Origin of the sequence: Tenacibaculum sp. E3R01, assembly GCF_003318185.1 — a bacterium.
Lineage (GTDB): Bacteria > Bacteroidota > Bacteroidia > Flavobacteriales > Flavobacteriaceae > Polaribacter > Polaribacter halocynthiae.
Map to the genome: position 1 here is coordinate 38,536 of NZ_QOCC01000018.1, position 15,216 is coordinate 53,751.

Genomic DNA, 15,216 nt, shown 5'->3' on the forward strand with positions numbered 1-15,216 from the left:
CTAATTTATCAACTGTTAATATATAACTAAACGTCTTAAAAATTATTTAAAAAATTTCTAATTAACGTATCTTGCAAACCTATCTTAAGATAACAATTATGCAAGACAATAAAATGCTAAATTATATTAAAGATGTAGTAGAAAACATGCCTACTGATTGGCTTAATTTAACTACACATCGACTAGATATTTACGAAGAAAAATTAGCTAAAACTCAATTTTTAGAACAATTTGAGGCTTTATATGAAAAAAACGACGCGAACTCAATAGCTTTAAGCGAGCTACCAACTGCTTTTGATTATATACGCTTAGGTCATCCTTTATCTTGCTTACTTGAATGGGCTATTGCAAACCTAAATAATTTAGATGCTGAAAATGTTATTTCTTTTTCATCTAAAACTATTCCTGTTTTAGCTGTTCTAAGAAAAAACTTATTAGCAAAAAAAAATACTCGAATAATTTACACTGGTAAACTACCAGATTTTTTTGATACTGAAATAGTAAAAGATATATATGGCTATCAATTTGAGTTGATAAAAGTTGAAAATATTAACGAAGTGTTAGAGTTTAATGGAAGTACTATTTTTATTTCTCAACAAAACAAAATATGTGATTTCAATCTTACTTCTAATATTGACTTCTTTATTAACATCGATGATAATTTAGGAAGCATTTTAGTTGTAAATGGCAATGATAACAAAAGTTATATTTCAGAAATTCAACATGTTCGAAGAAGAGAAACTATAGCTATGACACCTGCTAATACTCTTCATGCTTTAAAGTCTCTTTTAAACCTAAAAATACCTAGCAATAATGCAAACAACATTGATATAGCTAAATCAAGTGTTTTAAGCTCAATTAAAGAAATTACCGGAGCAAACACCAAAGCTGTTGTTGCTTCAAGTGGTCTTTCTATGCAATATGCTATTGTAATGGGACTAATTCATGACGCTGTTGAAAATCATAAAGGAAAAGCTATTAAAATAATTGTACCTCCAAATTGTTATGGAGGTACTAATGATCAAGCTAGAAGAGTTGCTACATGTATAAATAATGTTGAAGTAATGGACTTACCTGTTGATGGTGGTAATGACATGGTTAAAAGTATTGATATTGTTTTAGAAGAAATTGCAAACCAAAACGCTGTTCCTTATATAATAGCAGAGATCCCTACAAACCCTAGAGTTGAAGTACCTGATTTATTAGAATTGAAAAATGTTTTAAATAAAAAACGAACTACATCAACTGGTGAGACTGCTATTGATCCTGTTTTTATTTTAGATCAAACATTTTGCCCAAACACTCATTTTTTAGGTGAAAACGAGATACTTGCATCTACCAAAACTATATCATATGTTAGCGGATCTAAATTCCCTAGTGGTGGTCAATGTACAGCTGGATATTGTGTTGCTAATAAAAAATCGGAAGCTTTAATGGAAAAAATAGATTTTCATTTACGCCTTTGTGATAATGAAGCTACAAACCTTCAAATGGAAATCTTAGCAAAACAATTGCCATCTATGAATCAAAGAATTCATGATGCTTATAAATATACTCGTGAATTTGTAAACTTCATAAAAGAAAATCTACCAGATGCAAAAATAAATTTTGTGTCAGAAGAATTAGCAAAAAGTGGATTTACCCCTTCTGTTTTTTCATTAGATCTTCCAACAAAAGGAAATACTGATGAAGAAAGAGAAACTTACAAAAGGGCTTTAAATCTTAAATTAATAAATTTAATGATCACTGAAATCCCTAATGAAAGTAAATTTTGTGTAAGTTATGGTCAATTAAAAGGATGCTACTGGACAATACCTGCAACCTCAACTCAAGGGACAACTAAAGAAGGAGACAAAGACTATATTGTTCGTGTTGCACTTTCATCTAATTTAGATTTTGAACGTCATAAAAAAGTTTTTTTAGATTTTGTTAACCAAATCTAAATCTTACATATTATCATTTCACAAAAAAACTGTCTAAAAAATTATTTTTAGACAGTTTTTAATCCCTAAATATTAAATTACTACAAATCTAGTTTGCAGGCAAAAGAACACTATCAACTACATGAATTACTCCATTTGCTCCCTGTACATCAGTTGAAGATATAACTACTGATTGATTGCTAGTTGTTTTCAATTTTGCACCACTTGACAAGTCAACCGTTATTTTGTCTCCTGATAGCATTGTTACCTCTTGATTATTAGTTAATTGTTTAGACTGAACATTTGCTCCATTAACAACATGATATTTTAATACAGCATCAAGGGTAGCTATTGGAATATCCCCAATAGAATTCCAAGATGAGTTACTAGCTAGTAATTCTTCAAAAGCTCTGTTGGTAGGAGCAAAAACTGTAAAAGGACCGTCTCCTTTTAAAACAGATACAAAATCAGTTGTATGCCTACTATCCGTTAAAGCAGTTACTAAATTAGTAAAACCTGAATTATTTAATGCTAATGTAACAACATTTGGAGGTAACATTACTTTATCAATAATATGTACTACTCCATTTCTAGCTTCCACATCTACTGTAACAGGTTTTGAATCTCCATTAAATTCAACACCTCCAGTTGTTTCAACTTGTAATGATAAACTTTCATCATTCGGACCAGTAGCCAATGTATTTACATAAACATTTGATAGATCTGTTGATTTAACTTTTGAGGTTAATACATGAAACATTAATACAGTTTTTAAGGTTTCAACAGGAATATCATCCAATGAATTCCAACTACTGTTAGAATCTAACAATGCTTGAAAAGCATCATTTGTAGGAGCAAATACGGTAAATGGGCCATCAGCTTTTAATGCATCAACCAACCCTGCCTTTTGAACAGCAGAAACTAAAGTACTTAATGTTGAAGTTACAGATGCTAATTCAACAATATCTTTTTGTTTTTCATAAATTACATCATCATCGCTACATGAAGTAAAAGATGAAAGACACAATAATAAACTAAGTGTTAGAACAGTTTTAAAATTTTTAGTAAACATTTCTAATAGATTTTACATTAATACCTACTCTTTTTTTTATGTCTTTTTTCGGTTAATTTAGACATTGTTTAGTATTTATACAAAAAAGCTAAACAAAATTGATTTAGCTAAAAAAATAACGCTTTGATTAAGATTTTTAAAAGCGTTATCCAAATATACGATTTTTTGTTTAACAAACAAGAAAAAAAGTTAAACATTAATTTCTTTTCTTCAAAACATCTTCAATTTCGAGTAATGTAAAACCTTTTGCCTTTAATAAAATTACAAAGTGATATAGTAAATCAGCCGCTTCATTTTTAAACAAACTATCATTATCATCTTTTGCTTCAATAACAAGCTCTACAGCTTCTTCTCCTACTTTTTGAGCTACCTTATTAATACCTCTTTTAAACAACTTATTAGTATATGACGTTTCTATATCATTATCTATACGATTACTTACAATTCTTTCTAATTCATATAAAAAGCCTTTTGACGTTTCTTCAGCAAAACATGAAGTCGTTCCTTTATGACAAGTTGGCCCCTCTGGCACAACTTTTATTAAAATGGTATCATTATCACAGTCAATTTGAATATCTTTTACTAATAAAAAGTTACCAGATTCTTCTCCTTTAGTCCATAATCTATTTTTACTTCTACTAAAAAATGTAACTTTTTTTTCTTTCTTAGTTTTCAAAAAAGCTTCTTTATTCATATACCCCAGCATTAAAACTTGTAATGTGGAATTATTTTGGATTATAACTGGAACTAATCCATCTCCTTTTGTAAAATCTATATTCATCGTACTGGTATATTTTGTTTTTTTAAATATTGTTTAAGTTTTGGCACTGGTATTTCTTCAAAATGAAAAATACTGGCAGCTAATCCTGCACTAGCTTCAGTTTTTGTAAACACATCTTTAAAGTGCTCTTCTTTTCCTGCTCCTCCTGAAGCAATAACAGGAATATTAACAGCTTTACTAACTGAATTTGTTATATCAATTGAAAATCCGGCTTTAGTTCCATCACTATTCATTGAGGTTAGTAAAATTTCTCCGGCTCCAAGTTTTTCTATTTCTTTACTCCAAGAAATTGTTTCTAATTCAGTTTCATTTCTACCTCCTTTTGTAAATACTTTCCATTGTTCATTTACATATTTAGTATCAATAGCAACAACTACAAATTGACTTCCGAAACGGTTTTTTAAATCTGTAATTAATTGTGGGTTTTTAACTGCGGATGAATTTACACTCACTTTATCAGCACCTGCTTTAATTAAAACTAACGCATCATCTACTGAACTTATTCCTCCACCTACAGTAAAAGGAATATTAATTTCTTCAGCAATACGTTCAACTAATTCTACTAATGTTTTACGATTTTCAACGGTAGCTGTAATATCTAAAAACACTAACTCATCTGCACCATCTTTTACATATTGCTTCGCTAATTCAATAGGATCTCCAGCATCTTTAATATCTATAAAGTTGACTCCTTTCACTGTTCTACCATTCTTAATATCTAAGCATGGTATAATTCGTTTTTTTAACATAATTGCTCTAATTCTTTTAAGGTTATGTACCCCTCATAAATTGCTTTTCCTAAAATAGCCCCTTCACATTTCATTTCTTTTAATACTAATAAATCATTAATAGATGAAACTCCTCCACTTGCTATTAGATTGACATTCGTTTCTTTTATTATTTCTTTATACAAAACATTAGAAGTTCCCTGTAACATTCCGTCTTTAGCAACATCAGTACAAATGACATTCTTCATTCCTATTTCCTCATATTCTTTAATAAAATCAACAACATCTACCTCTGAAGTTTCTAACCAACCATGTGTTGCTATTTTTCTATTTTTACAATCTGCTCCTAAAATAATTTTATCACTTCCGTATTTAGTTAACCATCCTATAAAAACATCTGGATTTTTAACAGCTATACTACCACCCGTTATTTGACTAGCTCCATTTTCAAAAGCTATACGTAAATCATCATCAGACTTTAATCCTCCTCCAAAATCTATTTTCAAATTAGTCTTTGTAGCTATTTGTTCTAAAATTTTATAGTTTACTATATGATTAGATTTTGCTCCATCTAAATCTACTAAATGTAAAAATTGAATGCCACTGTCTTCAAATTCTTTTGCTACCTCAACTGGGTTTTCATTGTATACTTTTTTTGTTGCATAATCTCCTTTTGTAAGACGTACACATTTTCCTTCAATAATATCTATAGCTGGTATAATTCTCATTTTTCTTTATTTAACGGTTATTTTTTAAATGTTTAGAAAGTTATTTAATAATTTTTCTCCAACGCTAGCTGATTTTTCGGGATGAAACTGCATTGCATAAAAATTATTCTTCTGCATTATAGAACTAAAAGGAAGTATGTAATTACAACTAGCAACTGTGTCACTACATACATCTGCATAATAACCATGTACATAATAAACATCATCTAATTCATTCAAATTTTCAACCACCTTAGATTCTTTTATTTCTGAAAAATTATTCCACCCCATATGAGGTACTTTTTTTAAAGGTGGAAATTGCTTTGTAACTGTATCAAAAATACCTAAACACTTAGTATTTCCTTCCTCAGAGAAAGTACACATAAGCTGTAATCCTAAACAAATACCAAGCACTGGCTGCTTTAAAGAAATTAAAACCTCATCTAATTTTCTTTCTTTTAAATACGCCATTGCAGAACTTGCCTCACCTACCCCAGGAAAAATAACTTTTTCAGCCTTTCTTATTTCTTCAGCATCATCAGTTATTATACTGGCAAAACCTAAACGCGTAATTGCATTTTGTACAGATCGTATATTACCTGCATTATATTTTATAATTGCTATCATATTAATTACAAAGTCCCTTTAGTTGAAGGTAAAATCATTTTACTAGTATCTCGTTTTACAGCTACTTTTATTGCCTTAGCAAAAGCTTTAAAAATTGCTTCTATTTTATGATGTTCATTAGTTCCTTCTGCTTTAATATTTAAGTTACATTTTGCTCCATCAGTAAATGATTTAAAGAAATGGATAAACATTTCAGTAGGCATTTTACCAACCATCTCTCTTTTAAACTCCGCTTCCCATACTAACCAATTTCTACCCCCGAAGTCTATAGCTACTTGTGCTAAACAATCATCCATGGGTAAACAAAAACCATAGCGTTCAATTCCTAGTTTATTCCCTAAAGCTTTATTAAAAACTTCACCTAAAGCTATAGCAGTATCTTCAATAGTATGGTGTTCATCTACTTCCAGGTCGCCAACAACATTTATATCTAAGTCCATTTGCCCATGACGTGCAATTTGATCAAGCATATGGTCAAAAAAAGCAATTCCAGTATCAATTTTACTTTTGCCTGTTCCGTCTAGGTTTAATTGAATATTAATTTTTGTTTCATTTGTATTTCTTACTACACTAGCTGTTCTTTCATCTAACTTTAAAAACTCATAAATAGCATTCCAATCATTACTTTCTAAAGCTATAAACTCATCTAAATCACTTCTTTTAACAGTAATTTCATCTGTACCTAAAAAAGTTTCATCATTTATATATATACCTTTAGCTCCTAGGTTTTTTGCTAATTCTACATCGGTTAAACGATCTCCAATTACAAATGAATTTGCTAAATCATATTCATCAGAAAAAAATTTAGTTAACAATCCTGTATTAGGTTTTCTGGTTGGTTGATTATCTTTAGCAAAAGTTCTATCAATAATTTCTTCTTTAAAAAGTATACCCTCATCCTTTAAAGTATTCATAACGAAATTATGAACAGGCCAAAAAGTATTTTCAGGATATACCTCAGTACCTAAGCCATCCTGGTTAGTTACTAAAACCAATTCAAAATCTAATTCAGAAGCAATTTTACTTAAACCTTGAAATACTTTAGGATAAAATTCTAATTTTTCAAATGAGTCAGTTTGTTCATCTGCTGGTTCTTTAATCAAAGTTCCATCTCTATCTATAAATAATATTTTTTTCATAATTGTTTTAATGCGTTTATTAACTTAGTATTTTCTTCTGCACTTCCTACGGTTATTCGTAAACAATTGGCTACTAAAGTATTTCTATTTCTTGTAATTATTTTCTGTTCTACTAAATTGGAATAAATAGTATTAGCATTAGTTACTTCAACCAAAATAAAATTAGCTTCTGATGGATATATTTTAGTTACTATTTTTAAATTACTAAATTCTTTTACTAATTTTTCCTTTTCATTGATAATAATATTTTTGTTTATCTCAAACTGTGCTATACTGTTTAACGACTCTAAAACAGCATTTTGATTTAATGTACTTACATTATAAGGTGGCTTTACTTTATTATATAAATTTATTATTTCAGAATTAGCATATGCTGCTCCTACTCTTACACCAGCTAAACCCCATGCCTTACTAAATGTTTGACTTATAATTAAATTTGGGGATGCTTCTAATTTAGTAATATAGGATGCTCTTGAACTAAAATCAATATATGCTTCATCAATAATCACCATTCCATTAAAGTTTTCAAGTATATATGTTATACTATCATCATTAAAACAGTTACCTGTAGGGTTATTTGGAGAACAAATGAAAATTAACTTTACTTCATCCATTTCTAAATAAGGCTGCAATTGATTTAAATTAATTTGAAAATCAGCTAAAAGTGGTTGTTTAATCAACTCTACATTATTAATAGCTGCAGATACATCATACATCCCATAAGTGGGAGAAAAAGTTAATGCTTTATCTTTTCCTGGTTCACAAAAAATTCTAAAAGCTAAATCGATTACTTCATCACTTCCATTACCAATAAAAATTTGTTCTGATTCAACATTTTTTAATTCAGATAATCGTTTTTTAACTTTAATTTGCTTTGGGTCTGGATACCTATTTAAGGTTCCAAATGGATTTTCATTCGCGTCTAAATAAACCTCTGCGACTCCTTTAAACTCATCTCTTGCAGATGAATACCCATTTAAGGCTTTAATATTGGTACGAACTATTTTTTCTAACTTAAACATTATCTATCTCTTTTAATCTTAGAGTTACTGCATTTTTATGTGCCTGTAAACCCTCTGCTTCTGCCATTAACTCTATTGTTTTACCTATATTTTGAATTCCTTCTTTAGTAATTTTTTGAAACGTAATACTTTTTGTAAAACTATCTAAATTAACTCCAGAATATGCTTTTGCAAACCCGTTAGTAGGTAAAGTATGATTAGTACCAGACGCATAATCGCCAGCACTTTCTGGGGTGTATTTACCTATAAAAACAGACCCTGCATTTACTATTTGATCTATAAAGAAATCATCATTTTTAGTTACTATTATCAAGTGTTCAGGGGCATAATCGTTTACAAAACTTATTACTTCATCCTCATTTTTAATCAATACTGATTTTGTGTTTTCTAATGCTTTTATTACAATTTCCTTCCTTGGTAATTTTGCTAATTGTTTTTCTATTTCTATTTCAACTTTAGAAAATAAGTCTAATGAATCTGACACTAAAACAACCTGACTATCTTCTCCATGTTCTGCTTGACTTAATAAATCTGAAGCAACAAAAGCCGCATCTGCTGAGTCGTCAGCTATTACTAATAATTCACTTGGTCCTGCTGGCATGTCAATTGCGACCCCAAATTTGGTTGATAACTGTTTTGCAACAGTTACGTATTGATTTCCTGGTCCAAAAATCTTAGACACTTTAGGTATTCTTTCTGTTCCAAACGTTAAACCAGCGATAGCTTGAATACCACCTACCTTAAAAATTTTAGTAACTCCTACTAATGATGCTGTATATAATATTACTGGATTAATTTTACCATCACGGTCCGGAGGCGAACACAAAACAATCTCTTTACAACCTGCTATTTTTGCAGGAACCGCTAACATTAAAACGGTAGAAAATAAAGGTGCAGTTCCTCCAGGAATGTATAGCCCTACTTTTTGAATAGCCCTTTTCTCTTGCCAGCATAAAACTCCTTCTACTGTTTCTACTTCAACTTTACCTGTTTTTTGAGCAGTATGAAAAGTCTCTATATTTCTTTTTGCATCTTGAATAGCATCCTTCAACTCTTTAGAAACTAACTTTTCAGCTTTTTCAATTTCATTTGAACTTACTTCTAATGTTTTTAATTCAACCTTATCAAATACCTGTGTGTATTTATTTATAATAGCGTCTCCGCCTTCTTTAACTTCTTTGAAAATTTGATTAACCGTTTGCTCTATATCCTCTACAGATTTTGTTGGTCTTTGCAATAATGATTTCCAATTATCTTTATTCAATTCTACTGCTTTCATCTGCTTTATTTTTAAACTACCATTTTTTCTATCGGACATACTAAAATACCTTCAGCTCCATTACTTTTTAGCTCATCTATAATTTCCCAAAATTGGTTTTTATCTAAAACTGAATGTACAGAACTCCATCCTTCTTCTGCTAATGGTAATACAGTTGGACTTCTCATTCCTGGTAAAATATCTATAATCTTTTCAAGCTTATCGTTTGGAGCATTTAATAAAATATATTTAGAGCGTCTTCCTTTTAAAACTGATTGAATTCTAAACTGTAATTTATTTAAAATATCTTGTTGAGCAACTTCTAATTTCGGAGAAACGGCTAATACTGCCTCTGATTTCAATATTACTTCTACCTCTTTTAAGTTATTTTTAAATAACGTAGATCCACTTGATACAATATCACATATTCCGTCTGCTAAACCTATATTAGGTGCTATTTCTACAGATCCGTTAATAATATGTAACTGTGAACTGATATTATTTTTTGCTAAATAATCTTGAACAGTTTTAGGGTAAGAAGTTGCTATTTTCTTGTTCTGAAAAAAAGACAATCCCTCATACTCTTCTCCTTTAGGTATAGCTAAAGAAACTTTGCATTTTGAAAAGCCCAATTTTTCTACAAACTGAATATCTTCTCCTTTTTCAACTAATAAATTTTCTCCTATTATTGCAGCATCAACTACCCCATCTTTTAAATACTGAGGTATGTCTCCATTACGCAAGTAAAAAATTTCTAATGAAAAATTACTTGACGATGCTTTTAATTGGTCTTTACCATTATCTATGGATATACCACAATCTTTTAGAAGTTGTAAGGAATCTTGATTTAATCTTCCTGATTTTTGAATTGCTATTCTTAATTTACTCATGTTGTTAGTTTATTTGTTTGAGTAAATCTTTTCGTGAAGATAATTTCCTTTTAATCAGAAATAAAAAACCCGTTTGATTTACTCAAACGGGTTTAAAATATATTTTGTTTTTATTCAATACATCTTCAGTTCGCTTGAGTGCAAATATGATAATGATGATGATGTAATTGAATAAAATTCATGTTCTTGTTTTTATTGATGCAAATATCTGTAATATTTTTTTGATTACACAAGTTATTTTTAATAAAAATTATATTTAAACATTTTTACTGTTTTTGTTTAAAAAAAATCTATAAATTTATTTTAAATATGATTTTAATAACTTATCAAAAACCTTGTCTTGTGGCCTTACAAATTCCGAATTTACAAACCTACCTTCTTTATCTATTAAAATAAACCTAGGAAGTGAATTAACAGAATATTTTTCTCCAAAAAGCTTAATGTTTTCGGGCCTTAAATGTAACACTTGATTTTGTTTATCTTTTATATCTATTAACCAATCTTCTTTATTAGAGTTATTGTTAATAGCTATAAATTGAATGGGCATATTTTTATATAAAAATGCTTTTCTTTCAAAATAAGGTTCTTGATCTTTACATGGCTTACACCAAGTTGCCCAACAATCTATTAGAATATATTTACCTTTAAAACTAGCTAAATTAAATTTAGTTCCTTCAGCGTTGTACGCAACAAAATCTGGAGCTTTTTCTCCTTTTGTTAATCTATTGTATTCATAATTATATTTTTGAAGTATTTTTTTATAACTTTTATTAGTAATTAAATTAAAATACTTTTTCATTAAAGAATCTCTTACTTTTATCTTATTAGATTCAAATAAAGATTTATTTAATTGTTGAAATAACATTCTATTTTTAAACTCTCCTTTTTCAAGTTTTTCTATTACAGAAAAAGCTTTCTTTTCACGTGAAATATTTCTATTGTCTTTTTGTATTAATTCATTTAAAACATACTTAAAATAACTTGAATTAGACAACATAACTTCATCCCTTAAGGATAGACTATTTTTAAGTTTTTTTATATCATCGCTAACTACATATTTTTTAAAAGGAAAAAGTGCTTTTCTTTTTTTTACAAACTTATTCCACAACGTTAAGTACCTTAATGTTGTTAATTTTTCTTTTCTTTTTATAAAATCAGCTCTTGAGCTTAAATTATCAACACTTGTATGTTTCCCTATTCTTTCTCTATTCTTTTTCCAATCCTTACTTATATTCTCCATATAATATTTCGCATTATCAATATATGCATTACCATATAACATACTTTCCCAAATAGCATAAGGATATTCATATTTATTTTCCATATTTTCAGAAATTCTAGTTCCTTTTACTCCAACTTTCACATATTGCTTTTTAAAAAATTTACAACTTAAATTAATACTATCGTTGTCTCCAAAAAAAACTTTTTGATAAACATACTTTTCATAATTTACTCTGTAGAAATCTGGTTTCAAACTTCGTTTAAATGAATGATAGAATTTATTATTCTCAACTTTTATTTTTGCTATTGTATCATCTAAAAATGGATTTAAAACATAAACATTTTCTATCTTTTCATCACTAAGTATCTGACCACAAATAACGGTTTTACTGTATGTTTTTTGTTGTTTTGGAGTTAACACCAAATAAATTAAAGGTAATATCACTATTAAAACACCTATAAAACTTAAGGCTTTCTTTTTTGAATTAAAAAATGCTTTTATAAAACTTTTAAAGTTATACCAATTATATCCAATATATAAAAATACTATGGTGTATAATAAACTTAATATTTCTAAATATGTGACCCAATAACCAAAATCACTTCCCTTTGGAAAACTACTAATTTGTATTAATGACTGGTAAGGATACCAATAATAAAATATTTTATATTTATTAAGTATCATTGGTACAAGAATAGCAATGAAACCAATTATCATAGGCCATATAAAACTTGAAATTAACACAGATACCCCATAATGAAAAGCAGATAAACATAAACTAATCATAAACAAACGAATGCCAATTTCAAAAAAATCTAAAAAAGGCATGATCACTATTTTATCTGAAGGAATTTCAAAAAACAAAGAAAGTAACCAGCCAAAAAGAAGTGATGATATTAATAAAGAAGCAATAGCTAATAAGTTACTAAAAATTAATAATAAATACTTAGAAAAGTAAATTGAAAACTTTGTTGTTGGTAAAGTCTCCATTAAACTCCACCCTTTGTTCTTATGATCTATTTGTGAAATTTTACTAGCACAGAAAACAATAAGTATAGGGAAGAAGAACATCGTAAACGGTGTTAAGCTATCTTGTAAATAATCTAAATAAAAGTTTTCTGGAATTTTTGTTTCATAGTCATCATTTTTTACAAAACGGATAGCTTTCACTATAAATAACAAAAATGGAAAAAACATTCCAAAAATAAAGCTTAAACTAAATATTCCTGAACGTTTTTTCTTAATTAATTCAACCTCTATTGCTTTTTTTATGTTTTTAAAAATCTTTTTCATTTTAAATAATTTTATTTTGTTAATGATAAAAACCATTCTTCTAACCCATCCACAATTTTAATTTCATAAACAGGAATATCATTCGTTATTAAAAACTTAGTTAAAACCGGTATCTCTTCTTTACTATTTAATTCAATCATAACACAATCATTATTTTCCTTTCTAACATCTTTATAGCTATTTTTTATCAACTCAATATTTGTACTTATATCTTTTGTTTTCACCAAAATTTTGTATTTTTTTGTTAGAGATTCAAGCTCTTCAATAGAACCTTCAAACTTTAACTCCCCTTTATCTATAATCCCAATGTGAGTACACATTTTTTCAATTTCAGAAAGTAAATGGCTAGAAATAAAAATTGTTGTTCCCTTTTCTTTATTTAACTTCACTAGTAACTCTCTTATCTCAGTTATTCCTGTTGGATCAAGCCCATTTACTGGCTCATCTAATAATAGAAGTTCAGGTTCGCCTAAAAGTGTCATAGCAATAGCTAAACGCTGTTTCATTCCTAAAGAATATTGTTTTACTTTTAAATGACCTTTATCACTTAAACCAACTAGCCCTAGAACTTCAGAAATTTTATCTTCAGAAACCTCTTTTAACTTTGTAATACACCTTAAGTTATCTATACCTGTTAAATGTAAATACAAACTTGGAGTTTCAACTAAAGCTCCTATTTTAGAAAAAATAAATGGAAATTGACTTTGTAATTCTTTTTCAAAGAGAAATACGTTTTTTTTAGAGCTAGAAAGTATACCTGTAAGCAACTGCATTGTAGTTGACTTACCTGCACCATTAGCCCCCAAAAAACCATAAATTGCACCTTTAGGTACATTTATATTTAAATTTTTTAAAGCTTTTTGTTTTTTTGAATACGAAAAGGATAAATTTTCAATTTTAATAGCGGTATTTTTCATTACTTATATTTTTTAACAAAAATATATAATATATATCACTATTATAGAAATTTAATATTTAACAATCCTTTTAACTACAACACACTCAACAAATCATAAATATTATCTTCTTTATCAAGCCCCATTTTTTTCTTAATTCGATACCTTGTTGTTTCAACACTTCTTGGCGACACATTTATAAGTTGAGCTACTTCTTTACTTTTTAAGTTTGAAATAATATATGTGCAATGCTTTAGATCATTTATTGACAAACTAGGGGTATGTTCTTTCAATTTATTAAAAAAATCAGGTCTAATTTTTTCAAACTGTATTTTAAAATCCTGCCAAAGTTCTTCTTCAGAAATCAAAGCTAAAAGTTTTTTATTTACTGTAATTAAATAACTAGAAGCGCTAGAATTATTTTCAGTATAAATTTCAATATCGTCAGTTATTTTTCTAATAGCATCATTGTAAGTATTTATTTTTAAAACTCTAGAGAAGGTAGCTTGCTCGTTTAATTTTAATAAGTTTTCTATTTCTTGTTTCTTATCAACTAAATCTTGATTTTTATTTTTTAGATTCAAAATTAAACTTTGTAAATCAGAGTTTAATTGTTTAATTCTATTATTTTTTTTCTTATTTTTTTTAATTAACCAATAAAGAACTAGTGTTAACAATAGAAAAGTTACAATTATCAAAACACTTACTAGTAACTGTTTATTCTGAGTATTTATTATAGCTTCTTTTTCTGATTTTAATTTACTTTCTAAATCTAATTCTTCTATAAACGACTTACTTAACTTACCTTCATTCTTCTCATTAGTTTGTCGCAAGTTTTGATTAACTTTTTTATACCTGTCTAAAGCTAAAGTATACTCTTTTTTAGATTCATATATTTTAGCATATGTTTCATTAATAAATCCATTTACATAACTATCATCTGGTGCTGCATATTTTTCAGCCTTCTGTAAGTTTTGAATTGCCTCTTCATTTTTATTCAATTCAAAACTATTATCAGCTATGAAATAATATAAACGACTAATACCAGCAACACGCTCTTTATCTTCATCAATTAACTTTAAGCAAGTTATTGCATACTCTGAAGATTTTCCCCAATTCTTCCTTTTCCTTTCATTTAATGTCAAATTATAATAAGAATCTATTTGTTGGGGAAGTTCATTTATTTTCACATAATTATTTATCGCTTTTTTATAAAATTCTTCAGCTTTTATATAATTCTTTTTTCCCATTGAGACACAAACACCTCTTGAGTTATAAATAGTACCTTTTAAAAGAATATCATTTGTTTTCTTAGCTAAATCAAATGATTTTAAAAAATAGGCATCAGCTTTTTCATACCTCTTCAAATAAAGATTACTTACTCCTTTTAAATAATAAATTTTACTATTTATAGAATCTTCTTTTATTACAAATTCATTTAATTTAATAAAACGCAATACGCTATCTAATAACCGCTCATTTTCATATTTTTGAAACAAATAATAACTGTGAACAATTTGTTCTTTATAATTATTAGGTTTTAACTGTTTATCAGAACTCTGTGCATTTAAGAAAAAACTACAAAAGCCAAAAAAACAGTACATAAAAGCAGTACTTATTTTCATTACGTCCAAATTCTATAAATAATTTTAGTTAAAA

General features: G+C 28.0%; 13 protein-coding genes. 1 reads left to right on the forward strand and 12 read right to left on the reverse strand.

Annotated elements, in window-relative coordinates; all coding sequences use genetic code 11:
* The first annotated feature begins 98 nt into the window (after positions 1 to 98).
* The gene (locus DS884_RS04680) at positions 99 to 1,943 is read left to right on the forward strand and encodes a PLP-dependent transferase (protein ID WP_113785964.1); all 1,845 of its coding nucleotides are present in this window, start codon (positions 99 to 101) and stop codon (positions 1,941 to 1,943) included.
* 88 nt (positions 1,944 to 2,031) lie between these two features.
* On the opposite strand, the gene DS884_RS04685 is transcribed toward DS884_RS04680, so the two are convergent.
* From DS884_RS04685 to DS884_RS04740, 12 genes are all read right to left on the reverse strand, one after another.
* A complete protein-coding gene (locus tag DS884_RS04685; RefSeq protein WP_113785965.1) occupies positions 2,032 to 2,994 on the reverse strand; it encodes a fasciclin domain-containing protein in 963 nt (320 codons plus the stop codon).
* 196 nt (positions 2,995 to 3,190) lie between these two features.
* Positions 3,191 to 3,775, reverse strand: a complete 585-nt coding sequence (gene hisIE, locus DS884_RS04690) for a bifunctional phosphoribosyl-AMP cyclohydrolase/phosphoribosyl-ATP diphosphatase HisIE (protein ID WP_093870808.1) — start codon at positions 3,773 to 3,775, stop codon at positions 3,191 to 3,193.
* A complete protein-coding gene (hisF, locus tag DS884_RS04695; RefSeq protein ID WP_113785966.1) occupies positions 3,772 to 4,524 on the reverse strand; it encodes an imidazole glycerol phosphate synthase subunit HisF in 753 nt (250 codons plus the stop codon). The genes hisIE and hisF overlap by 4 nt, the downstream gene beginning before the upstream one ends.
* On the reverse strand, positions 4,518 to 5,231 hold the full coding sequence (gene hisA / locus DS884_RS04700; RefSeq protein WP_113785967.1) for a 1-(5-phosphoribosyl)-5-[(5-phosphoribosylamino)methylideneamino]imidazole-4-carboxamide isomerase: 714 nt from the start codon (positions 5,229 to 5,231) through the stop codon (positions 4,518 to 4,520). Before hisA ends, hisF begins: the two co-directional genes overlap by 7 nt.
* 24 nt (positions 5,232 to 5,255) lie before the next feature.
* Positions 5,256 to 5,837 (reverse strand): imidazole glycerol phosphate synthase subunit HisH, encoded by a 582-nt coding sequence (hisH, locus tag DS884_RS04705; protein ID WP_093870805.1) that lies wholly within the window; start codon positions 5,835 to 5,837, stop codon positions 5,256 to 5,258.
* 5 nt (positions 5,838 to 5,842) lie between these two features.
* Positions 5,843 to 6,976: a bifunctional histidinol-phosphatase/imidazoleglycerol-phosphate dehydratase HisB gene (gene hisB / locus DS884_RS04710; protein ID WP_199488183.1), complete on the reverse strand. Its 1,134-nt coding sequence runs from the start codon at positions 6,974 to 6,976 to the stop codon at positions 5,843 to 5,845.
* On the reverse strand, positions 6,973 to 7,998 hold the full coding sequence (gene hisC / locus DS884_RS04715) for a histidinol-phosphate transaminase (protein ID WP_113785969.1): 1,026 nt from the start codon (positions 7,996 to 7,998) through the stop codon (positions 6,973 to 6,975). Before hisC ends, hisB begins: the two co-directional genes overlap by 4 nt.
* Positions 7,991 to 9,277: a histidinol dehydrogenase gene (gene hisD / locus DS884_RS04720; RefSeq protein WP_113786017.1), complete on the reverse strand. Its 1,287-nt coding sequence runs from the start codon at positions 9,275 to 9,277 to the stop codon at positions 7,991 to 7,993. The genes hisC and hisD overlap by 8 nt, the downstream gene beginning before the upstream one ends.
* A gap of 11 nt (positions 9,278 to 9,288) precedes the next feature.
* The gene (hisG, locus tag DS884_RS04725; protein ID WP_113785970.1) at positions 9,289 to 10,146 is read right to left on the reverse strand and encodes an ATP phosphoribosyltransferase; all 858 of its coding nucleotides are present in this window, start codon (positions 10,144 to 10,146) and stop codon (positions 9,289 to 9,291) included.
* A gap of 298 nt (positions 10,147 to 10,444) precedes the next feature.
* A complete protein-coding gene (locus DS884_RS04730; protein ID WP_158530816.1) occupies positions 10,445 to 12,661 on the reverse strand; it encodes an ABC transporter permease in 2,217 nt (738 codons plus the stop codon).
* An 11-nt stretch (positions 12,662 to 12,672) separates the two neighbouring features.
* On the reverse strand, positions 12,673 to 13,578 hold the full coding sequence (locus DS884_RS04735) for an ABC transporter ATP-binding protein (RefSeq protein WP_113785972.1): 906 nt from the start codon (positions 13,576 to 13,578) through the stop codon (positions 12,673 to 12,675).
* A 74-nt stretch (positions 13,579 to 13,652) separates the two neighbouring features.
* Entirely contained in the window at positions 13,653 to 15,182 is a 1,530-nt protein-coding gene (locus DS884_RS04740) for a tetratricopeptide repeat protein (RefSeq protein WP_113785973.1), read from the reverse strand.
* Positions 15,183 to 15,216 lie beyond the last annotated feature (34 nt).